The sequence below is a fragment of the Streptomyces tauricus genome (genome assembly GCF_014650955.1).
Taxonomy (GTDB): domain Bacteria; phylum Actinomycetota; class Actinomycetes; order Streptomycetales; family Streptomycetaceae; genus Streptomyces; species Streptomyces tauricus.
This window is the reverse complement of the sequence record NZ_BMVY01000012.1, coordinates 218,339-240,117: the sequence shown is the minus strand read 5'-3', so window position 1 is coordinate 240,117 and position 21,779 is coordinate 218,339. Positions and strand designations below refer to the sequence as shown.

General features: G+C 73.3%; 21 protein-coding genes and 1 riboswitch. Of the genes, 15 read left to right on the top strand and 6 right to left on the bottom strand.

The genetic code is table 11. The features are described from left to right. The first annotated feature begins 6 nt into the window (after positions 1–6). Positions 7–1,404, top strand: a complete 1,398-nt coding sequence (locus IE278_RS20800) for an MFS transporter (RefSeq protein ID WP_246570442.1) — start codon at positions 7–9, stop codon at positions 1,402–1,404. 17 nt (positions 1,405–1,421) lie between these two features. On the opposite strand, the gene IE278_RS20795 is transcribed toward IE278_RS20800, so the two are convergent. Continuing rightward, a complete protein-coding gene (locus tag IE278_RS20795) occupies positions 1,422–1,874 on the bottom strand; it encodes an RDD family protein (protein ID WP_246570440.1) in 453 nt (150 codons plus the stop codon). Beyond that, on the bottom strand, positions 1,871–2,413 hold the full coding sequence (locus IE278_RS20790) for a hypothetical protein (protein WP_246570439.1): 543 nt from the start codon (positions 2,411–2,413) through the stop codon (positions 1,871–1,873). Before IE278_RS20790 ends, IE278_RS20795 begins: the two co-directional genes overlap by 4 nt. A gap of 131 nt (positions 2,414–2,544) precedes the next feature. On the opposite strand from IE278_RS20790, the gene IE278_RS20785 reads away from it, so the two are divergent. Further along, complete coding sequence (locus IE278_RS20785; protein ID WP_189774445.1) at positions 2,545–3,309, top strand: acyltransferase; 765 nt, start codon at positions 2,545–2,547, stop codon at positions 3,307–3,309. 318 nt (positions 3,310–3,627) lie between these two features. Here the strand turns inward: IE278_RS20785 and IE278_RS20780 are convergent, their stop codons facing one another. After that, positions 3,628–4,479, bottom strand: a complete 852-nt coding sequence (locus IE278_RS20780) for a DMT family transporter (RefSeq protein WP_189774444.1) — start codon at positions 4,477–4,479, stop codon at positions 3,628–3,630. A gap of 109 nt (positions 4,480–4,588) precedes the next feature. On the opposite strand from IE278_RS20780, the gene IE278_RS20775 reads away from it, so the two are divergent. Next, the gene (locus IE278_RS20775; RefSeq protein ID WP_189774443.1) at positions 4,589–5,161 is read left to right on the top strand and encodes a helix-turn-helix domain-containing protein; all 573 of its coding nucleotides are present in this window, start codon (positions 4,589–4,591) and stop codon (positions 5,159–5,161) included. A 78-nt stretch (positions 5,162–5,239) separates the two neighbouring features. Continuing rightward, positions 5,240–5,797, top strand: a complete 558-nt coding sequence (locus IE278_RS20770; protein WP_189774442.1) for a YbaK/EbsC family protein — start codon at positions 5,240–5,242, stop codon at positions 5,795–5,797. A 4-nt stretch (positions 5,798–5,801) separates the two neighbouring features. On the opposite strand, the gene IE278_RS20765 is transcribed toward IE278_RS20770, so the two are convergent. Then, a complete protein-coding gene (locus IE278_RS20765; protein WP_189774440.1) occupies positions 5,802–6,929 on the bottom strand; it encodes a cation diffusion facilitator family transporter in 1,128 nt (375 codons plus the stop codon). Positions 6,930–6,997: 68 nt separating this feature from the next. Here IE278_RS20765 and IE278_RS20760 point away from each other — a divergent pair, with 68 nt between their 5' ends. From IE278_RS20760 to IE278_RS20750, 3 genes are all read left to right on the top strand, one after another. Beyond that, a complete protein-coding gene (locus tag IE278_RS20760; RefSeq protein WP_189774439.1) occupies positions 6,998–7,357 on the top strand; it encodes an ArsR/SmtB family transcription factor in 360 nt (119 codons plus the stop codon). A gap of 190 nt (positions 7,358–7,547) precedes the next feature. Then, positions 7,548–8,345 (top strand): VOC family protein, encoded by a 798-nt coding sequence (locus tag IE278_RS20755; RefSeq protein WP_189774438.1) that lies wholly within the window; start codon positions 7,548–7,550, stop codon positions 8,343–8,345. Between the two features lie 196 nt (positions 8,346–8,541). Then, the gene (locus IE278_RS20750; protein WP_189774437.1) at positions 8,542–9,432 is read left to right on the top strand and encodes an MHYT domain-containing protein; all 891 of its coding nucleotides are present in this window, start codon (positions 8,542–8,544) and stop codon (positions 9,430–9,432) included. A 56-nt stretch (positions 9,433–9,488) separates the two neighbouring features. On the opposite strand, the gene IE278_RS20745 is transcribed toward IE278_RS20750, so the two are convergent. Continuing rightward, positions 9,489–9,896, bottom strand: coding sequence for a CoA-binding protein (locus IE278_RS20745; protein ID WP_189774436.1), 408 nt, complete (start codon positions 9,894–9,896; stop codon positions 9,489–9,491). Between the two features lie 167 nt (positions 9,897–10,063). Continuing rightward, positions 10,064–11,995 (bottom strand): TIGR03767 family metallophosphoesterase, encoded by a 1,932-nt coding sequence (locus IE278_RS20740; protein ID WP_189774435.1) that lies wholly within the window; start codon positions 11,993–11,995, stop codon positions 10,064–10,066. 193 nt (positions 11,996–12,188) lie between these two features. Next, a riboswitch (cobalamin riboswitch) is annotated at positions 12,189–12,375 on the top strand. A 67-nt stretch (positions 12,376–12,442) separates the two neighbouring features. Here IE278_RS20740 and IE278_RS20735 point away from each other — a divergent pair. The 8 genes from IE278_RS20735 to IE278_RS20700 all read left to right on the top strand — a co-directional run bounded on the left by IE278_RS20735 (position 12,443) and on the right by IE278_RS20700 (position 21,771). Next, on the top strand, positions 12,443–13,471 hold the full coding sequence (locus IE278_RS20735; protein ID WP_189774434.1) for an ABC transporter substrate-binding protein: 1,029 nt from the start codon (positions 12,443–12,445) through the stop codon (positions 13,469–13,471). An 8-nt stretch (positions 13,472–13,479) separates the two neighbouring features. Then, positions 13,480–14,496 carry a FecCD family ABC transporter permease gene (locus IE278_RS20730; protein ID WP_246570438.1) on the top strand — a complete coding sequence of 339 codons (1,017 nt, stop codon included), beginning with the start codon at positions 13,480–13,482 and terminating at the stop codon, positions 14,494–14,496. Beyond that, complete coding sequence (locus IE278_RS20725; protein ID WP_189774432.1) at positions 14,493–15,344, top strand: ABC transporter ATP-binding protein; 852 nt, start codon at positions 14,493–14,495, stop codon at positions 15,342–15,344. Before IE278_RS20730 ends, IE278_RS20725 begins: the two co-directional genes overlap by 4 nt. 46 nt (positions 15,345–15,390) lie before the next feature. Beyond that, complete coding sequence (locus tag IE278_RS20720) at positions 15,391–16,152, top strand: hypothetical protein (protein ID WP_246570437.1); 762 nt, start codon at positions 15,391–15,393, stop codon at positions 16,150–16,152. After that, a complete protein-coding gene (locus tag IE278_RS20715; RefSeq protein ID WP_189774430.1) occupies positions 16,149–16,709 on the top strand; it encodes a SixA phosphatase family protein in 561 nt (186 codons plus the stop codon). Before IE278_RS20720 ends, IE278_RS20715 begins: the two co-directional genes overlap by 4 nt. Before the next feature lie 151 nt (positions 16,710–16,860). Next, positions 16,861–17,487, top strand: coding sequence for a YigZ family protein (locus IE278_RS20710; RefSeq protein WP_189774428.1), 627 nt, complete (start codon positions 16,861–16,863; stop codon positions 17,485–17,487). 68 nt (positions 17,488–17,555) lie between these two features. Then, positions 17,556–18,719, top strand: a complete 1,164-nt coding sequence (locus IE278_RS20705; protein WP_189774426.1) for an exonuclease SbcCD subunit D — start codon at positions 17,556–17,558, stop codon at positions 18,717–18,719. A 55-nt stretch (positions 18,720–18,774) separates the two neighbouring features. Next, on the top strand, positions 18,775–21,771 hold the full coding sequence (locus IE278_RS20700; RefSeq protein ID WP_189774424.1) for an AAA family ATPase: 2,997 nt from the start codon (positions 18,775–18,777) through the stop codon (positions 21,769–21,771). Positions 21,772–21,779 lie beyond the last annotated feature (8 nt).

Sequence of the window (21,779 nt, the reverse complement as noted above, 5' to 3'; positions counted from 1 at the left end):
ATGGCCATGCCGCCCACATCCCCCGAAACGGGGTCCTCGGGACAGTCGTCGGGCACCGCGCGACGCGTACTGGCCCCGCTCGCCCTCGCGCAGTTCATCTGCAGCTACGCCGGCTCCAACATGAACGTGATGATCAACGACATCAGCAAGGACCTGGACACCACCGTCCAGGGCGTGCAGACCGTCATCACGGTCTTCCTGCTGACGATGGCGGCACTGATGATCCCGGGCGGCAAGCTGACGGACCGCTACGGCCGCAAGCGCTGCTTCCTCGCCGGCCTCACGGTCTACGGGGTGGGAGCCGTGCTCAGCGCGCTCGCTCCGGGCCTGTGGGTCCTCGCCCTCGGCTACTCCATCCTCCAGGGGGTCGGCACGGCCCTGCTCATCCCGCCCGTCTACATCCTCACCACGCTCCTGTTCACCGACGTGACCTCCCGGGCCCGCGCGTTCGGGACCGTCATGGCGCTGGGCGGCATCGGCGCCGCCGCGGGACCGCTGATCGGCGGGCTCATCACCTCGGCGATCGGCTGGCGGGCCGCCTTCGTCTTCCAGGCGGCCGTGGTCGCGCTGATCATCATGCTGAGCCGCCACGTCCGGGACCCCCTGCCCCCGGAGCCGGACCGCCGCTTCGACACCGGCGGAGCGGTCCTGTCCGCGGTCGGCCTCGTCCTCGTCGTCATGGGCATCCTCGCCGCCGACAACAACCCCTGGGTGATGGCGGGCCTGCTGGTGCTCGGCGCGCTCGTCCTGGTGTGGCTCTTCCAGTGGGTACGCGCGAGGGAGCGCTCCGGCCGGGAACCCCTGTTCTCGACGAGCCTGTTCCACGACCGCACGTCCAACCTCGGACTCATCACCCAGCACGCCCAGTGGCTGATGCTGATGGGGGTGTCGTTCGTGGTGGCCGCCTACCTCCAGGTCGTGCGCGGGTACGACGCGATACGGACCGGGGTGATCTTCACCGCGGCCACTCTCGGCCTGCTCACGGCGTCGCTCGCCGCCGCGCGCCTGGTGAAGCGGTGGCCGCAGCGGACGCTCATCATCGTGGGCTTCGGCGTCACGATCTGCGGGATCTGCCTGCTCATCGCCCTGGCCTCGGGCTCGCAGACCGCCTGGGCCTCCACACCCGGGCTGCTCCTCATCGGCCTGGGGCTGGGCGTGATGCTCACCCCGTCGGTCAACGTCGTCCAGTCGAGCTTCGGCGAGGAACGGCAGGGGGAGATCTCGGGCCTGTCCCGCAGTGTGTCGAACCTCGGCTCGTCGCTCGGTACGGCGATCGCGGGCACGATCCTCGTCGCGGACCCCGCCGCGGGCCCGTACGCCGTGGCCCTGGCTGTACTGGCCTTCGTGGGCCTGGGCGGGCTGGCCGCCGCGGCGCTGCTGCCACGGCACCAGCCGGGCCTGTAGCGACCCGTCGTGCCCTGTCACGTCCGGTCGTAGCGGACGGCGGTGCTCAGGGCGAGATCCTGGACCGACGCACGGCGCTCGCTCACCGGGATCCACAGCAGCCCCAGGGGGAACAGCAGACACAGCGCGGCACGCGTGAGGGCGCGGGGGACTCCCAGGAGCCGGCCGTCCGCGCGGCCGGTGACGCGCAGGCCCAGCAGCCGGTCGCCCACGGTGCTGCCGGTCACTACCCAGCTGCCGGCGAGGTAGAGCAGGGCGATCGTCCAGCCGCACAGACCGGAGAGCCAGGCGGGCGGGTCGGGCAGCCGGAACGGCGGACCGGCGGCGAGCAGACGCAGGGCGCCGGCCCCGAGCTGTACGGCGAGCCCGAGCCCGGCGACCACGAACGCGTCGACCAGACCCGCCAGGGTCCGCGACACGAGTCCCGCGGCCTCTCCCGACGGGCCGCCGTCCCGGTCCGCCCCCGTCACCGCGCCTGCTCGTGCGGCGGCCCGCCCCCGTCGGCCGGAGCCGCCGCCGTCGCTGCCCCTGTCCCTGCCCCCGCCGGATCGGGTCTGCGCAGCAGGCGGTCGGCGAGGCGGTTCACCCGCTGGTCGGCCCGCATGCTCCGTGCCCGGAGGCCGTGGACGGTCTCGTCGGCCATTCCGCCGCCCGTGTCGCGGACGATCCGGCCGAGGTCGATCTCCTCCAGCACGCCCTTCGTGAGGACGACCAGGTCGACACGGGCGAGTACGGCGTCGAGGTTCAGCCGGGCCGCGATCCGGTCGACGTCCACGCGCCGGGCCACGACGTCGACCTCGACGCGGTCGGCGATCCGGTTCACGTCCACCCGGTCGGCGACCCGGTTCACGTCGACGCGGGACACCAGCTCGTCCAGGTCCATCCGGTCGACGACCGCGGCCGTCAGCCCCCGGATCAGTGCGTCGGTGACATCGGCGACGGTCCCCAGCGCGAACCGCGCGAGACGTCCGGCCGTGTCGAAGGGATGGACAGCGCGGTACCAGGTCATTGCGCCAGCGCACCCCCGCCGGGGCGCGAGCGCATCATCCGTGGCGGGTGAACCGCAGGTCGGTGCCGGTGGGGCGAAGATCACAGGTGCACGAGCTCTTGGGCGGACGTGACGCTGAGTACGGTGAGCGGGTGCCCAAGAGCAAGAACACGTTCTCGTCCCGGCGGAGCCGCCTCGTCCAGCGGGCCGTCCACGCGGGCTGGGCCTGGGTGCAGCGGACCGGCGCGGTGACGGCCGAGCGGCCGGGCCGGCTGCGGTTCGGCGCGATGGGGACGGGCACCAGGCTGGCCTTTCCGCAGGGCACGGTGTTCGGCGAGCCGTGGATCCACCTCGGCGACCACTGCATCATCGGTGAGCAGGTCACGCTGACCGCCGGGTTGATGCCCGACCTCGACCTCGGCGCCGAGCCGATACTGCGGGTCGGCAACGGAGTCGTCCTCGGCCGGGGGAGCCACGTCATCGCCGACACGACGGTGACGATCGGCAGCGACTGCTACTTCGGGCCCTATGTGTACGTGACGTCCACGAACCACTCGTACGACGATCCGCAGGTGCCCATCGGCAAGCAGTGGCCGCGGATGGAGCCGGTGGAGATCGGACCCGGCTGCTGGATCGGCACGGGTACGGTGATCCTGCCGGGGGCGCGGATCGGACGGAACGTCGTGGTGGCGGCCGGCGCGGTGGTACGCGGCGTCGTACCCGACCACGCGGTGGTGGCCGGAGCGCCGGCCCGCGTCGTCCGCCGCTGGACCCCCACCGAAGGCTGGCAACCCCCACTGCGTACCCCGGCCCCCACCCCGATCCCCGCAGGCATAACCCCCGAACAACTCCAGGCCCTGTCAGAACTGGACGCGGAAAGCATCGCAGCACTACGCACAGCAGAGGACGCCCCGTAAGCCCGGCGCCCCGCAGGGAACGGCGCACCCAGCGACGACGCACCCGCACGCGACGGCGGACCCCGGCCTGGACCCCGCAAAGGGGCGCGGGGAACGGCGCACCCAGCGACGACACACCCGCACGCGACGACCGACCCTGCCCTGGACCCCGCAAAGGGGCGCGGGGAACGGCGCACTCAGCGACGACACACCCGCACGCGACGACCGACCCTGCCCTGGACCCCGCAAAGGGGCGCGGGGAACGGCGCACCCAGCCCCAACGCACCCGCAGCCCGTGCGCAACCCCACCAAAGCCCAACCCCAACCCCGGCGCCGCCGTCAGCCAGTCGCCAGCAACACCGACCCCACCAACGCAAGCCCCGCGCCAGCGGCCTGCACCGCACGCAACCGCTCCCGCAGAAAGCCCCGCGCGGCCAGCGCGGTCACCACCGGGTACAGCGAGGCGAGAACCGCGGCCACAGCAACCGGCCCCCGCTGAGCGGCCAGCGCATACGTGCCGTTGGCCGCGACATCCGCGAGCCCCACGAACGCGAAGGCCGGCAGCGACCGCCACGCGACCCGCGGCGGAGCCGTGCCGCCCCGCCGCACGGAGACGTACAGCGCCGTGCCACCGGCGACGACGTTGGTGACGCGCTGCACGAACAGCGCCAGGAAGAGGCCGGTGAGCGTCGACGACGCCTCGGCGATCAGCGCCATCACCGCCCCGAAGCCGAACGCCGCGAGCAGCGTGAGCAGCACGGCCTGCCGCTGCACGGGCGCGCCCCTGAACTGCGGACCCCCCGCCAGGACGATGCCCGCGACGGCGACCGCGATGCCCACGAACTGCATCAGCCCCGGACGCTCCCCGAGGACGAGCCCGACCCCCACGGGCACGGCGACCCCGATCGAGCCGAGCGGTGAGACGACGCCCATCGGGCCGAGCGCGAGGGCCTTGTAGAAGGCCAGCATGGCGACAGGACCGACCAGGCCCGCCGCCACCGCGAACCACAGCCGCGGCCCCGCCTCGCTCCACGCCCCCGTCGCGAGGACGATCGCGCCCAGCACCACCGTCGCGATCGACTGCGAGACGACCACGACCGTCAGCGCGGGAGTACGCCGTGTCAGCAGGCCGCCGCCGAAGTCGGCCAGCCCCCACAGGAAGCTGGTGGCCAGGGCGAACAGTGCCGTCATCACATGCCTCGCAGTCCCACGGTCTCGCAGTACAGTTCGGTGAACGATCTGGTGCACCCCACCGTAGTGCAGCTCATTGGACTCTGTCATCCAGAATATTGGACGGAATGTGTCGGACCTCGACCTCCTGACCCAGTCACTGGCGCGCAACGTCAAACGCTGGCGCACCGAGCGCGGCTTCACCCTCGACGCCCTCGCCGCCCGCGCCGCGGTCAGTCGCGGCATGCTCATCCAGATCGAGCAGGCCCGCACCAACCCCAGCCTCGGCACCGTCGTCAAGATCGGCGACGCGCTCGGCATCAGCATCACCACGCTGCTCGACTACGAGCAGGGCCCGAAGGTCCGCATCGTCCCGGCGGAGCAGGCCGTACGGCTCTGGCACACGGACGCCGGCAGTTACAACCGGCTCCTCGCGGGCACCGAGGCACCCGGCCCCCTGGAGATGTGGGACTGGCTGCTGATGCCGGGCGAGGGCAGCCCCTCGGACCCGCACCCCACGGGCACGGTCGAACTCCTCCACGTCACGAAGGGCGAACTGGCGCTCACCGTCGACGGCACGGAGTACCGCGTTCCGGCGGGTTCGAGCGCCTCCTTCGAGGCCAACACCCCCCACACGTACGCCAACGCGGGCGACGTACCCGTGGAGATGGTCATGGCCGTGTCGGTCCCCGGCGTGCACTGAAGCCCTGTACCAGAGCCCTCCGTACGGGCGGCCGAGGCCCCGAACGGGAGCCGTCCGCACGGCTGTTAGCGTGCCGTCATGCGCGCACCCATCGGACACTTCGACGACGCCACGCCCGCCACCGGACTCCTCGACCTGCTGACCCGCCCGGTCGCCGACGCCGTACGCGACTGGCGCGGCAGCGTCCCCGCCGAGCAGATCGTGTACGTGGACACCGAGCCGGAGTGGGCCGACACCGCCACGTTCCTGGAGCACTACGGCCCGGAACTCCTGGACCGATCCGCGAACTGCGTGGTCGTCGCGGGCAAGCGCGGCGGGGAGACCACGCTCGCCGCGTGCGTGGTGCTGTCCGCCACCCGGGTCGACGTGAACGGCGTGGTCCGACGCCAACTCGGCGCACGCAAGGCGTCGTTCGCGTCGATGGACACGGCGACCGGCGAGACCGGCATGGAGTACGGCGGCATCACCCCGCTCGGACTGCCCGCCCACTGGCCGGTGCTGGTGGACTCGGCCGTCGTCGACCTGCCGTACGTGCTGGTGGGCAGCGGCCGGCGGCGCGGAAAGCTGATCATGCCCGGCAAGGCCTTCGCGGAACTGCCGAACGCCGTGGTCCTCGAAGGACTGGGGAGCGCCTGACCGCTCAGGCGGGCCCCGGCGCGTGGTGGGCCAGAGCCAGATGAGGGTCCGACTCGCCCGGCGCGGGCGACGGGTCGGCGTGCACGAGGGCCGCGGTGAGGCCCGGTACGGCGTGCAGCAGGGCGTGTTCGGCCGCGACCGCCACCCCGTGGGCCGCGCGGACGCTCGACTCCCCGTCGACGACCACGGCCACCTCGGCGCGCAGCCGGTGGCCGATCCAGCGCAGCCGCAGCTCGCCGACCCCGCGCACCCCCGGCACCTCCCCGAGCGCCCGCTCGGCCGCGTCGAGCAGGGCCGGGTCGACCGCGTCCATGACCCGCCGGAACACCTCGCGCGCGGCGTCGCGCAGCACCAGCAGCAGCGCCGCCGTGATCGCCAGTCCGACCACCGGGTCGGCGAGCCGCCAGCCGATCGCCGCACCGCCCGCGCCCAGCAGCACGGCGAGCGAGGTGAAGCCGTCCGTCCGGGCGTGCAGCCCGTCCGCGACCAGCGCGGCCGAGCCGATCGCGCGGCCGACGCGGATGCGGTAGCGGGCCACCCACTCGTTGCCCACGAAGCCGATGACGGCAGCGGCGGCGACCACGGGCAGATGCTCGACGGGGCGCGGGTCGAGCAGCCGGTCGACCGCCGTCCAGCCCGCGAAGAGCGCGGAGGCGGCGATCGTCAGCACGATCACGAGCCCGGCCAGGTCCTCCGCCCGGCCGTATCCGTAGGTGAACCGGCGGTCGGCCGCCCGCCGGCCCAGCACGAAGGCGATGCCGAGCGGTACGGCGGTGAGCGCGTCCGCCGCGTTGTGCACGGTGTCGCCGAGCAGCGCCACCGAGCCCGAGAGGGCGACGACCACCGCCTGGGCCGCGGCGGTCGCCCCGAGGACGGCCAGGGAGATCCAGAGCGTACGAATCCCGCGGGCCGAGGTCTCCAGGGCGGAGTCGACCTTGTCGGTGGTCGCGTGGGAGTGCGGGGTGAGGAGATGGGCCAGCCGCCGCCGGAGCCGCCGCCGACCCCTGGGCCCGCCCTCGTGATCGTGCCCGTGCCCATGGCCGTGCTCCCGCGCGTGTTCCCGCCCGTGCTCATGCCCATGCCCCTGCTCAAGCCCGTGCCCGTGGTGGTGTCCGTTGTGCTCGGTGCTCACATGCTCCCCTTTCCGGGATCCCGGTGCGCTCGGTGGACTCGGCCGACCCGCCCGGCCATTATGTGCGTATGAGCGCACGCATGCACCTGTCACCTGCGCACGATGAGCATCCGCGCACCCCCGGCGAGGAGCAGTTCGCGCTCGCCGCCGAACTCTTCGCCCTCCTGGGGGATCGCACCCGTCTCGTCCTGCTGCACGCCCTGGCCGAGGACGAGGCGGACGTCACGACCCTCACGGAGCGGTGCGGCGCCGCCCGTCCGGCGGTCAGCCAGCACCTGGCGCGGCTGCGCCTCGCGGGCCTCGTCAACACACGCAAGGAGGGCCGCCGGGTGATCTATTCACTGCGGGACGGGCATCTGCGACGGGTCGTGGACGAGGCGCTGAATCTGGCCGACCACCGGCTGCGGGACAGGCCGGCGCACGATTGAGCGGTCCTGGGCGCCGGTTTGTTTCGGGCGCGAGCGCCGGGTACTCGGGGCGTGGGACCCCGCCCGCCTCCGGGCGAAGGAGGCGTGAGCGGGAGATGCTGAGGAAGACGGCACCACGGCCCGGCTCGTGCTCTCGACGCTGTCGGGTGTCCGCCCACGCCCCTCGGTACGATTCAGGAACGGTACTGCCATGAACAGCGACGCAAGAGTCCGCAACGACGTCGTCTCCAGCCACTCGGTCGCGGGAGCCCCCTGCTGGGTGAGCCTGACGGCGCGTGACCAGCAGGCCGCCGAGGACTTCTACCAGGCGGTACTGGGGTGGCGGTTCCGGACGACCGCGCTGATGGAGCGGTTCCGGATCGCCTACGCGGACGGCGTGCCCGTCGCGGGCATCGCGGCCGTGGCCACGATGTGGCAGATGGCCGTCGCCTGGACCCCGTACTTCGCCGTGGACAGCGCCGACGAGGCGGTGGCCAGGGGCCAGGAGCGCGGGGGTACGGCGGCGGTCGGGCCCATCGGCTTCCCGCCGGGCCGGGCGGCCCTGCTGGCGGACCGCGACGGAGCCGTCTTCGGCATCTGGGAGGGCCAGCTCGTCGCCGGCTGGGAGACCTGGCGCCGGGCCGCGCCCGCCTTCTTGCGACTGCACACGCGCAACGCCTTCGACGCGGCGATGTTCTACGGCGAGGTGCTGGAGTGGGCGACCTCGCGGCCGGGCTGCTGCGAGGTGCACTACGACGGGGACGAGGTGGTCCTTCGCAGCGACGGCGACGTGGTGGCCCGTATCCACTCCGGCGCGGTGGAAGCCGCCCCCGATCCCACGATCCGGCCCCACTGGCAGGTCCATTTCGCGGTCACGGACGTCGAGGCCTGCATCCGCGCGGCGCTGGACCACGGGGGCACGGTCCGGGACGGCGCGACCGCCACGGAGGCGGTGCTGCGGGATCCCGACGGGGCGCAGTTCACCGTGACGTCGAAGCCTCAGGTGTGAGGGCGGGCCCGGCCGACCGCAGTCGTGGAACACGCCACCAGAATGGTTCCCTCCGGCTCAAAGGCACCCATTCATGACCGGAAGTGATTGATACAGAATTCCGTTGGCTGCAATTGCACGAAACCCCTTGCTGTCGCCCTGTTGTGGCACGTACATCTGTCCCCGCAACGGTCGTATTCCGGGGGGATGTTGGCATATGCAAGGTACGGTCGACGGATTCAGCTATGGAACGGTCACACCGCTCACGGCCTATGTCATGGCCTGTCTGGGAGCCGCTCTGGGACTGCGCTGCATCACCCGGTCCCTGCGCAACGACCAGTCGTGGAAACCGGGTTGGCTCGCGCTCGGCGCCGCGTCGATCGGCTGCGGCATCTGGACGATGCACTTCATCGCCATGATCGGATTCCAGGTCGAGGAAAGCCGTATCCGCTATGACGTCGGCCTGACGATCCTCAGCCTCGCGGTGGCGATCGCCGTGGTCGGTCTCGGCGTCTTCGCCGTCGGCTATCGCGGCGCGAACACGACCACCCTGCTGATCGCGGGCACGTTCACCGGGCTCGGGGTCGCGGCCATGCACTACATAGGCATGGCCGCCATCCGGCTGAACGGCAGCCTGCGGTACGAAATTCCCACCGTCGCCCTCTCCGTCCTGATCGCCGTCGTCGCCGCGACCGCCGCGCTCTGGGCGGCGGTCGCGATCCGCGGCTTCCTGACCAGCCTGGCGGCGAGCCTGGTCATGGGCGTCGCCGTGACCGGCATGCACTACACGGGCATGGCGGCCGTCAGCGTGCATCTGCACGGCGCGAGCGGCACGTTGGGTTCGGGCGGGTCCGCCCACTCGCTGCTGCTCCCGATGCTCATCGGGCCGGTCCTCTTCCTGGCGCTCGCGGGAGTGGTGGTGATGTTCGACCCGATGCTCGTCCTCGGGGACGGCGACTGGAACCGGAACGCGTCCCGCCGCCGGACGCCTGCCGGGTCCGTGCCGCGTGCGGATCCGCCCGCCTGGTCCGGCTCGGCGTTCGAGGCTCCGCCCAGGACGGCCCGGCGGGCGTACGGATCCGGGGGCCCGGGGCGGCGCGACGGGTGAACGCTGCCGGGGCGGCCCTGCCGGCCTTGCCGGTCCTGGAGGGGCGGCCCGCCGGGTCAGCTCAGGCGGGGGATCTCGATCGCCGGGCAGCGGTCCATGACCATGTCGAGGCCGGCCGCGCGGGTGCGCTCGTACGCGGCCTCGTCGATCACGCCGAGCTGGAACCAGACGGCCTTGGCGCCGATGGAGACGGCCTCGTCGGCGACCGGGCCCGCCAGGTCGCTGTTGACGAACACGTCGACGACGTCGACCTCGAAGGGGATGTCCGCGAGGGAGGCGTAGCCCTTCTCGCCGTGGACCGTCTCCGCCTTGGGGTGGACGGGGATCACGCGCTTGCCGTAGCGCTGGAGCACGTCCGCGACGCCGTACGCGGCGCGTCGTTCGTTCGACGACAGGCCTACGACGGCCCAGGTGTCGCCGCTCTCGGTCAGGATCTTGCGGATCGTTGCCGGGTCGCCGTACACGGGTGCCTCCTGCGGGTGGGTTTGTGCCTGCTAGCCCCGCAACAGCGGGGGCGGTCCGGGGATTCCCGCGAAGGGGTGGGGGTGCGGGCTTCTGGGCGGGGTGCGTCCCCGGTGGGGCCGTTTGCGCAGTTCCCCGCGCCCCTAAAAGCGCGCGGTTCGCCGCGTCCCTAACTGCCGGTGGTTACTCGCAGCTCGACGTTGCGGTCCTTGGGGGTGCCCGCCCAGGTCGTGTGGATGCCGGTGGGCATGGTCTCCGCCAGGCCCGGGGCGTTGTAGGCCAGTTCTCGGTAGAGGGAGGCCAGGCCCACCGCTGACAGGTCCGTGAAGTCGGGGTCGGTGCGGTGCGGGGCGGCGGACTCGATGAGCGTGGTGAACAGGGACAGCGTCCCGTCCCCGTTGTCGGTCAGTTCGATCAGCCGGGCGTGGTGCGGATAGTCCAGGTGGGAGGCCGTGTTGACCTCCCAGAAGGAGCGGGCCGGGGTCGCGTGCGGATGCGCCGTGACCCGGTTGACGTGGCTGTGGCCGTTGATCCACGCCACCACGTTCGGGAAGCGGCCGAGCAGGGCGAGGACCTCGGCGCCGTCGTGGCGCGGTTCCTCCGAACGGGCCGCGTCGGGGCGCCGGGTCATGCTCGGGCTGTGGTGGTGGCTGAAGACCAGGACGTGGGCGTCGTCGGCCCGGGCGTTGCGCACGAGCCGGCCGTCGGCGTCGTAGGACCGCGAACTGTGCGCGGCCAGCGTCCGCTCCAGCCAGCGGAGCTGGTCGGTGCCCAGCGAGCCCTCGTAGTGACCGCTGCGGTACGTCGTGTCGAGGCTGATCCCGATGACGTTCTCGGCGATCCGGAACGAGTAGTACATCCGGTCGCCGTCCAGGCTGTTCCGCGTGTAGCCGTGGCCCACCGGCCCGGCCCCGGCACGGGCGGGGTCGAGGTGGGCGGTCAGGTACTCGCGCGGGGTGTACGTCCGGCGCCGCTCGTCGGGCGTCACGGTCCGCGCGGAGCGGGCGTGCCGCCGGAGGATCGCGGCGAGCACCTCGCTCTTGGGGTCGTCCCCGGTCCGCAGGGCCTTCGCGTAGGCGGCCGTGTCCGCGTCCGGGACCGCCATCAGCTTGCGGGAGCCCGTCGCGAAGTCGCCGAGCGCGGGCGACAGGCAGCCGCCGGGCAGATCGTCGTGGTTGCCCACCGTCGAGTACCAGGGGATGCCGAGCCCCGGACTGGTCACCGGCCGCCGCGCGGCCGCGAGGAGACCGGGGACGGCGGGCAGCCCGCGCCGCTTGTCCAGGTCGCGCAGGGCCGTGTCGTCCGGGTGCCAGTAGAGGGGGAGTCCCGAGTTCTGGACGCCTTCGTACGCCGACGGGTCGCCGGAGTCGGGGGTGATCCGGCCGCCGCTCATCAGCGTGAGGAACCAGTCGAGTTCGAGCGCGGAGTTGTTGTCGACGTTGTCGCCGGTCGTCATCACGAACGCGGGCGGCAGCCCGGTGTGCGGGCCCGCGCCGAGCGCGTTCACCTGCTCCACGAGCGCGACGGCCCCCGTCACGGTCAGTGCCTCCTGGGCGCGCCACGCCGAGGCTCCGCCCGAGCGCAGGAACTCCGTGCGCAGCGGGTTCTGCACATCGGTGAGGTGCAGATCGGTGAACTGGACGAAGCACGCGAGCGGGGTACGCCGGTCCGGGCGGCCGGCGGCGGCGGGCGCGAGTTCCTCCCGTACGACCAGGGGCCAGCCGGGGCCCGACACCAGTCGGCGATAGGTGCCGGTGTGCGGGCCGCCGCTGAGGCGGGCGGTCGTGTCCAGCGTGGTCACCGCGTACGGTGCCGGTCGCCGGGCGGCCCGGGACGCTCGCGGGGCGACCTGCCCGGCGGCGGCGGGTGCCGCGGGGGAGCCGTGACGCTGCGGCGGGACGAGCGTCGCCGCTCCCGCCGCGGCCGTCGCCCCCGCCGACACCGCGAGGGTGCCGGAGACGAGCAGGAAGCGACGGCGGTCGATGGCCGCCGCGGTCTCCCTCCCGGCCGTTCCCGCCGCTTCTCCGGCGGCCGTTCCCGCCGGGTCCCTTCCGGCCGTATCGCTTCCGGCCGTTCCCGTCGTGTCCGTTCTTCCGGTCATGGGCCGGTCCTCCGTGCCTCCGAGTGGATCGCGTAGCGGAACCACTCAGTCAGGCCGCGGGGGCGCGGGCGTGGCGCCGCCGTGAACGCCACCGGAACAGCGCAAACGCACGGAACGGGCAGCGGGATCCGGCGCGACGGGCGGCGGGGTCCGGCGGCCCCGCACGACTGCCGCATGGCCGCGGAAGCCGCCGTGATAGCTTGCGAAAGCCAGTCGAACCCATGTACGTGGGTCAGGGAATCCGGTGGAAATCCGGAGCTGACGCGCAGCGGTGAGGGTGACGGGCGGGGCATCGGCCACTGGACCGGATCGACGGTCCGGGAAGGCGCCTCGTCCGGGTGAACCCGAGTCCGAAGACCTGCTGGCGGCCTCCGCGGTCCCGAGACGGCGGGGGAGCACCGTACGACCGGGCTCCGCGTTCGAGCCCTCGACGTCTGAGGAACTTCCGTGCCCATCGCACGTCCCACCCGTTCTGCCGCCCTGCTCCTTTGCGGGGCCATCCTGCTGACCGGCTGCGGCGGCGCCGGCTCGCCCGCCGACGGAAAGGACTCCGCGGCGGCCGTCACCCTGGACAACTGCGGCCACACCGTCCGCGTGGAGTCGCCGCCGAAGAGAGCCGTGTCCCTCAACCAGGGCACCACCGAGATCATGCTCTCGCTGGGCCTCGCCGACCGGATGGCCGGTACCGCCACCTGGACCGACCCGGTGATGAAGGGCCTGGAGAAGGCCGACGCGAAGGTGCGGCGGATCGCCGACAACAACCCCTCCTTCGAACGGGTCCTGGACGCCGACCCCGACTTCGTCGCCGCCTCGTTCGTGTCCACGCTCGGCAAGGGAGGCGTCGCCACCCGGGAGCAGTTCGAGAAGCTCGGCGTACCCGCGTACGTCTCGCCCTCCGACTGCGCGGGCAAGGACAACACCGGGGACGGGGACGGCGCCCGCGAGAAGCCTCTCGGTATCGACGCCATCTACGGCGAGATACATGATCTGGCCGAGGTGTTCGGCGTGCAGGAGCGGGGCGACAAGCTCGTCGCCGAGCTGAAGCAGCGCATGAGGAAGGCCACCGCGGGCATCGACGCCTCGGACGTCTCCCTCCTGTACTGGTTCGCCAACTCCGAGTCGCCCTACATGGCGGGCTGCTGCGGCGCCCCCGGCATCATCACCAGGGCGTTCGGCGCGAAGAACGTCTTCGACGACACCCATGAGGAGTGGCCCCAGATCAACTGGGAGACGGTCGCCGACCGCGACCCCGACGTCCTCGTCATCGGTGACCTGACCCGCAAGTCGCAGACCGCCGAGTCCGCGAGGAAGAAGATCGAGTTCCTGGAGTCCGACCCGGTCACCAAGAACATGACCGCGGTGCGCAAGAAGCGGTACGTCCTGCTCAGCGGGCAGGCCATGAACCCGACCATCCGTACCGTCGAGGGCGTCGAACAAGTCGCCGCCGCCCTGCGGGAGTTCGGGCTCACAGGGTGACCCGCAAGGTGACCCGACCTCGCGTGGGACTGCTCTGCGCGGCCGGCGCGGCCCTGCTCGTCGCCTCGGTCGCCGTCGCGATCACCATCGGCCCGGCGGACATCCGCGTGGCCGACGTCTGGTCCGTGGTCGCGTCCCATCTCGGCTGGGGGAGTACGGAGCTGAGCCCCATCCGGGACGGGATCGTCTGGCAGCTACGGCTGCCGCGCACCCTGCTGGCCGCCGTCTGCGGGGCCGGACTCGCCGTGTGCGGCGCGGTCATGCAGTCCCTGCTGCGCAACCCGCTCGCCGACCCGTTCGTCCTCGGGGTGTCCTCCGGAGCCTCGACCGGCGCGGTCGTCGTGGTCGTCCTCGGCGCGGGCGGCGGCCTGGTGTCGGTCTCGGCGGGCGCGTTCCTCGGGGCGCTGCTGTCGTTCGGACTCGTCCTGCTGCTCAGCCACACACTCGGCGGGACGACGGACCGGGTGGTGCTCAGCGGGGTCGCCGCGATGCAGCTCTTCTCCGCGCTCACCTCGTTCGTCGTGATGACCGCCGCCGATGCCGAGACCACCCGCGGAGTGCTGTTCTGGCTGCTCGGCTCACTCGGCGGGGTCGGCTGGACCGACGTCTGGGTCTGCCTCGCGGTCCTGGTGGTCGCGCTGACGGTCTGCCTGGCGTACGCGCGCACGCTGGACGCGTTCGCCTTCGGCCAGGACGCCGCCGCGACCCTCGGGGTGTCCGTGGCCCGCACCCGGCTGGTGCTGCTGTGCGTGACGGCGCTCCTGACGGCCGCGCTCGTCAGCTCGGCGGGTGCCATCGGCTTCGTCGGACTCGTCCTGCCGCATGCCGCCCGCGCGCTGGTGGGTTCCGGCCACGCCCGGCTGCTGCCGGTCGCCGCCCTCGCCGGGGCGGTGTTCCTGGTGTGGGTGGACACCCTGGCCCGTACCGTGCTCGACCCCCAGGAGGTGCCTGTCGGAGTGGTCACCTCACTCATCGGCGTACCGGTGTTCGTGCTGGTGCTGTACCGGACGCGGAGGACACGATGACGGCCGAGCGCGTCGAGACCACCGAGACCACCGAGGGCGCCGGTCTCCGGGCCGGCCGTGTCACCCGTACCGCCGACGGACGCGTCATCCTGGACGGCGTCAGCATCAGCCCCGCCCCCGGCACCACCGTCGGCCTCCTCGGTCCCAACGGCTCCGGCAAGTCCACTCTCCTGCGGCTGCTCTCCGGCGTCCTCGCCCCGGCTTCGGGCGTGGTCACCCTCGACGGCAGCCCGCTCGCCGAACTGGGCCGCCGCGACATCGCCCGCCGGATCGCCGTGGTCGAGCAACAGGCCGACACCCAGGTCGAGCTGAGCGTCCTGGACGTCGTACGCCTCGGCCGTACCCCGCACCGCCGCGCCTGGACACCGCCGTCCGCGGCCGACGAGGAGGCCGTACGCGACGCCCTGGCCCGCACCGGGCTCGCCGACCGCGCCAACCAGTCCTGGCACACCCTCTCCGGCGGCGAACGCCAGCGCGTGCAGATCGCCCGCGCCCTCGCCCAGGAACCCCGCGAACTCCTGCTGGACGAACCGACCAACCACCTCGACATCCAGCACCAGCTCGACCTGCTGAACCTCGTCACCTCGCTGCCGGTCACCAGCGTCGTCGCCCTGCACGACCTCAACCTCGCCGCGATGTACTGCGACCGGCTCGTCGTCCTGCGCGAGGGCCGCGTGGTCGCCCGCGGGACACCGGCCGACGTACTCACCGAGGAACTCATCGCCGAGGTCTACGGCGTACGGACCGCCGTCACCCGCGACGGCTCCGACGGCCGTCCGCACGTGCGTTTCCTGGGCACCGTGAGCCGCCCCGTACCCCGGCAATCCGCGCCCACGTGTCCGGAATGACATCGGCATCCCTGCGCGCGGCCCCTCGCACGCCTACGCTCACCCCGTGCTGCGTATCACCGACGCCCGAACAGGCGACCCCGTCACCGCCACTCCGGCCCGCCGGGGCCTGACCCGCGTCGAGGCGCGCGTGGAGCGCCCCGACGCCACCGGCCTGCGCGTCCTCCTGACCGCCGACGTCCTCGTACGGGCCCTGGAGATCGGCGGGACACCCGTGTGGACCGTGCTGACCGGCACGGAGGGCCGCGCCGAACTCCGGGCCCGGGCCCGGGCGCTCGGCATCCGCCCGTTCGAGGACGAACGGGACAGCGGTCCCGGCCTCGGCGAGGCGCAGGTGCTGCGCGTGCGCGCCCGCCCCGACGAGCCGGCCGACGGCGTGCCCCCTGTTGACGGGACGGCGGACGGCCTGCGCGTCGAGGTCGCCCCGGCCGACATCGAGAGCGGGGTGGCGCAGGACGACGAGAGTGCCACCGCCCTGCGGCTCGCTCTCCTCGCCCGCCCCCGGAGTGAGGAACTACGGCTCGACGCGGCCGATCTGGCGGACGCCGAGGACCAGTTGAAGCACTGGCGGGGCGCCGTCGCCACCTGGGCCACCCGGCCCTCGGGACCCATCCCCGATCCCGTACGGGACCAGTTGCGCGCCGCCTGGGAGGACGACCTCGACGTGCCCGCCGTCCTGGGCGTGCTGCGGAAGGTGGAGACGTCGGGAACCGTTCCGGACGGGGCCCGCTTCGAGACGTACGCCTACGCGGACCGGCTGCTCGGACTTGAGCTGACCCGGGACATCGGCCGCGGGGCACCGGCGTGATCGCGCGCGCCGGAGCGGGCCCGCTGCGGCGGCTGGTCGTGCTGCGGCACGCCAAGTCCGCCTGGCCGGACGGCGTCCCCGACCACGAACGGCCGCTCGCCTCGCGCGGGCGCAGGGACGCCCCGGCCGCCGGACACGTCCTCGCCGACGCCGACTGCCTGCCGGACCTCGCGCTCTGCTCCACCGCCGTACGCGCCCGGGAGACCTGGGAACTGGCCGCCGCCCAGTGGGGCACGCCCCCGCCGGTACGCCATGACGCGCGGCTGTACGCGGCGGATGTGCCCGAGCTGCTCGAAGCGGTGCGCGAGGCTCCGGCGGAGGCCGAGACGCTGCTGCTCATCGGGCACAACCCCGGCCTGGAGGAACTGGTCCTCACGCTGGCGGGCGACAGCATCGACGACGCGCTGGACGACGTCCGGACGAAGTTCCCCACCTCGGCGATCGCGGTCCTCGCCTGGCACGGCACCCGCTGGGAGTCCCTGGGCCCCGGCACGGCGCTGCTCACGGACATGATCGTGGCGCGCGGAAAGAAGGGGCACGGCGTGCGAGGGCGATAGCCCGGTCTGTGCCCCTCGCCGCATCCCCGGGTGCGGCGCCGTTGTGGCGGGCGTACGGGATTGCGCAGTTCCCGGCGCCCCTGAGGGGCGCCTCTGTGGGTGCGTCGGCCGGTGGTCGCACGCTTGTGCGTGGCGCGCATACGCTGGGCGGATGCAGGACGAGTACCGCACCGTGGCCCGCGCAGGGGTGCACGAGACCGAGATCAACCGCTCCCGCTTCCTCTGCGCACTGGCACCGGCGGCCACCGAGCGGGAGGCCCAGGACTTCGTCGCGGCCGTCCGCAAGGAGCACGCGGACGCCTCGCACCACTGCTTCGCGTACGTCATCGGCGCCGACGCGGCCGTACAGCGCGCGAGCGACGACGGCGAACCGGGCGGCACCGCGGGCGTCCCCATGCTCCAGATGCTGCTGCGCCGCGACATGCGGTACGTCGTCGCCGTGGTCACCCGCTACTACGGAGGCGTCAAACTCGGCGCGGGCGGACTCATCCGGGCCTACGGCGGCGCGGTGGGCGAGGCACTGGACGCCCTCGGGACCCTCACGCGCAGACGGTTCCGCCTCGCGACCGTGACCGTCGACCACCAGCGGGCGGGCAGGGTGCAGAACGACCTGCGCTCCACCGGCCGCGAGGTGCGTGACGTGCGCTACGGGGAGGCCGTCACCATCGAGATCGGGCTGCCGGACGCCGACGTCGAGGCCTTCCGCAGCTGGCTGGCCGACAGCACGGCGGGGACAGCGGGGTTCGAGCTGGGCGGAGAGGCGTACGGGGACGCATAGGCGGCATATCGGGCTGATACGGGAGTAGCCGCCCGTGATGTCAGAACCGGCCGTTAGTCTCGGGGATCATGAGGCTTCTGCACACTTCCGACTGGCATCTGGGCCGCGCGTTCCACCGCGTGAACATGCTCGGGGCCCAGGCCGATTTCATCGGTCACCTCGTCGCGACCGTGCGCGAGCGCGGCGTCGACGCGGTCGTCGTGTCGGGGGACGTGTACGACCGGGCCGTGCCCCCGCTGGCCGCGGTCGAGCTCTTCGACGACGTGCTGCACCGCCTCGCCGACCTCGGCGTGCCCACGGTGATGATCTCCGGGAACCACGACTCCGCGCGCCGCCTCGGGGTCGGCGCCGGACTCATCGACCGCGCGGGCATCCACCTGCGGACCGAGCCCTCGGCCTGCGGCACTCCGGTGCTGCTGAGGGACGCCTTCGGGGACGTGGCCTTCTACGGCCTGCCGTATCTCGAACCGGCCCTCGTGCGGGACGAGTTCGGCGTGGAGAAGGCCGGCCACGAGAGCGTGCTCGCCGCCGCCATGGACCGGGTGCGCGCCGACCTCGCCACGCGCGCGCCGGGCACCCGTTCCGTCGTCCTCGCCCATGCCTTCGTCACGGGCGGCGAGGCCAGCGACAGCGAGCGGGACATCACCGTGGGCGGGGTCGCCGCCGTCCCCGCCGGGGTCTTCGACGGCGTCGACTACGCCGCGCTCGGCCATCTCCACGGCAGCCAGACGATCACGGAGCGCGTGCGCTACTCGGGCTCCCCGCTGCCGTACTCCTTCTCGGAGACCGATCACCGCAAGAGCATGTGGCTGGTCGACCTGGCAGCCGACGGCTCGGTGGAGGCCGAGCGCCTCGACTGCCCCGTACCGCGCGCACTGGCCCGTATCCGGGGAGCGCTGGCGGACCTGCTCGCCGATCCGGAGCTGGCACGCCACGAGGAGGCGTGGGTCGAGGCGACCCTCACCGACGCGGTGCGGCCCGCCGACCCGATGGCCCGGCTCACGGAGCGGTTCCCGCACACGCTCAGCCTCGTCTTCGAGCCCGAGCGGGCACCCGACGACCCCGACGTCTCGTACGCCCGGCGGCTCGCGGGCCGCAGCGACCAGCAGATCGCGGAGGACTTCGTGGCCCATGTGCGCGGCGCGGGCCCCGACGAGCGCGAACAGGCCGTGCTCCAGGACGCGTTCGACACCGTCCGCGCCGACGACACGGTCCGCGAGGTCGCCCGGTGACCGCCGGGCACGACCGGAACGGTCCGGACCGAGAGTTCCGCAGCGAGAGGACCCGATGAGGCTGCACCGGCTGCACATCACCGCCTTCGGGCCCTTCGGCGGCGCCCAGGAGGTCGACTTCGACGACCTGTCGACCGCCGGACTCTTCCTGCTGCACGGGCCGACCGGAGCGGGCAAGACCTCCGTCCTGGACGCCGTCTGCTTCGCGCTGTACGGCTCCGTACCGGGCGCCCGCCAGGGCGGTTCGCTGCGCAGTGATCACGCGCTCCCCGACACCCGCACCGAGGTGACGCTCGAACTCACCGTGTCCGGGCGGCGGTTGGAGATCACCCGGCAGCCGCCCTTCGAGCGTCCCAAGAAGCGCGGCACGGGCACCACGACGGAGAAGGCCCAGAGCTGGCTGCGCGAGTACCACGCGCCTGCGGGCTCCTGGAAGGACCTCAGCCGCTCCCACCAGGAGATCGGTGAGGAGATCACCCAGCTCCTCGGTATGAGCCGCGAGCAGTTCTGCCAGGTCGTGCTGCTTCCCCAGGGTGACTTCGCGCGCTTCCTGCGGGCCGACGCCGAGGCCCGCGGCAGGCTCCTCGGCCGTCTCTTCGACACCCAGCGCTTCGCCGCCGTCGAGCAGCGCCTGGCCGAGCGCAGGCGCACGGCCGAGACACGCGTACGCGCCGGGGACGCCGAACTGCTCGCCGACGCCCACCGCATGCAGCAGGCGGCCGGTGATCTCGTCGAACTGCCGCTGCCCGAGCTGACGCCCGGCGACCCGGGGCTGGCCGAGGCCGTCCTGGAGTGGGCGGCGATCAACAGGAGTACGGCCCGCGAGTGGTTCACGATCGCCCACCGCGCCCAGGCGGCCACCGAGTCGGCCCAGGCCGCCGCGGCCCGCGTACTGGAGGACGTACGCGAAGTGGCGCGGCTGCAGCGGCGGTTCGCCGAGGCCGGGGAGCGGGCCGCTCGGCTGGAGGAGCGCTCAGGGGCCCATCGGGAGGCCCAGGCGCGGATGGAGCGGGGCCGCAAGGCCGAGGCGGTCGCGCCCGCGCTCGGCTTGCGCGAGGCGACCGAGGCCGAACACCGGCGGGCGGCCGACGCCGAGGCACGCGCGCGTGCACAGCTCTCCGAGGCCTTCGCCGAGGCCGGGGCCACCGGGCTCGCCGCCGCCGCCCGCAAGGCCGCCGAAGAACTGGGCGGCCTGGAGTCGGCCCGCCGGGGCGAGCAGCGCCTCACCGAACTCGCCACCGAGCGCGCCGCGTTGGACCGTCAGGAGCGCGCCGACGAGGACGTGCTGCACGACGCCGAGCAGTGGCTCTCCGAGTGGGAGACGACCAGGGCCGGGCTCCAGACCCGTATCGAGACGGCCCAGGAGGCCGCCACCCGCGCCGAACAGCTCGCCGTGCAGCGCGAGCCGGCCCAGGCGCGGCTCGGAGCGGCCCGGCTGCGCGACCAGCTCGCCGGGGACACCGACAAGGCCCACGCGCGCGTGCTCGCCGCGCGCGAACAGGCGGCGGATGCCCGCACCCACTGGCTGGACCTCAAGGAACAGCGCCTCAAGGGCATCGCCGCGGAACTCGCCGCGGGCCTCGTGGACGGGGAGGCCTGTGCCGTGTGCGGGGCCACCGAGCACCCCGCGCCCGCCCGGAAGGTCGACGGACACATCGACCAGCGGGCCGAGGACGCCGCGCTCGCCGCGTACCAGAGCGCCGACGAGCGGCGCACCGAGGAGGAACGCCGCCTCGGCGTGGTGCGCGAGGCGCTGGCCGCCGCGACCGCGGAGGCGGGCGACACCCCCACCGGCCGACTCGCCGAGCTGGCCGAGGAGTTGGAGGAGCGGCACGCCGAGGCGCGGGACGCCGCCTCCGGGCTGCACCCGGCCGCCGAGGCGCTGCGGCGGGCCGAGCACGAGCACGAGCGCCGGCTCGCCGCGCACCAGGAGGCCGCGGTACGCGGCGCGTCACGGAGCGCACGCCGGGACGCCCTCGCCCAGGAAACGGCCACGCTGGAGGGGGAGTTGTCACAGGCCAGAGGGTCGGCGGGCAGCGTTGCCGAACGGGCCGCCCAGTTGGAGAGGCAAGTCTCGACGCTCACCGAGGCCGCGGACACCGCGCGCGTCGCGGCGGACACCGCGCAGCGGCTCAAGGACGCCGACGCGCGACTCGCCGACGCGGCCTTCCGTGCCGGGTTCGACACGCCGCAGGCCGCCGCGGCGGCCCTCCTCGACGACGTGGCCCACCGGGAGCTGCAACGACGGCTCGACGCCTGGCAGCAGGAGGAGGCGACGGTCCGCGCGGTGCTCGCGGAGGCGGAGACGGCCGCCGCCGCGGAGCAGCCGCCCGCAGACGTCCGTACCGCCGAACAGGCCGCCGCCGTGGCCGTGCGGCGGATGCGCGAAGCCGCCTCAGCGCGCGACGCGGCGGCCCGCCGCTGCACGGAACTGGACCGGCTCAGCCACCGGGTCACCGCGTCCGTGCGCCGGCTGGGACCGCTGCGCGAGGAGTACGAGCGCGTGGCCCGCCTCGCGACCCTCGCCGCCGGCACCTCCGCGGACAACGAACGCAGGATGCGCCTGGAGTCGTACGTCCTCGCCGCCCGGCTGGAACAGGTCGCGGCGGCGGCCACCGCACGGCTGCAGCGCATGTCCGCCGGGCGCTACACCCTCGTCCACTCCGACGACCGAGCCGGACGGGGCCGCAGCGGGCTCGGGCTGCACGTCGTCGACGCCTGGACCGGGCGTGAGCGCGACACGGCGACGCTCTCCGGCGGCGAGACGTTCTTCGCCTCCCTGGCGCTCGCGCTGGGCCTCGCGGACGTCGTCACGGACGAGGCGGGCGGCGTCCGGCTCGACACGCTCTTCATCGACGAGGGCTTCGGCAGCCTCGACGACCAGACGCTCGACGAGGTCCTGGACGTACTGGACTCGCTGCGGGAGCGGGACCGCAGCGTCGGCATCGTCAGCCATGTCGCGGATCTGCGGCGCCGCATCCACGCCCAACTGGAGGTCGTGAAGGGACGCGCGGGCTCGGTCGTCCGGCAGCGGGGCGGCGAGGGCGGCTGACGCACGCG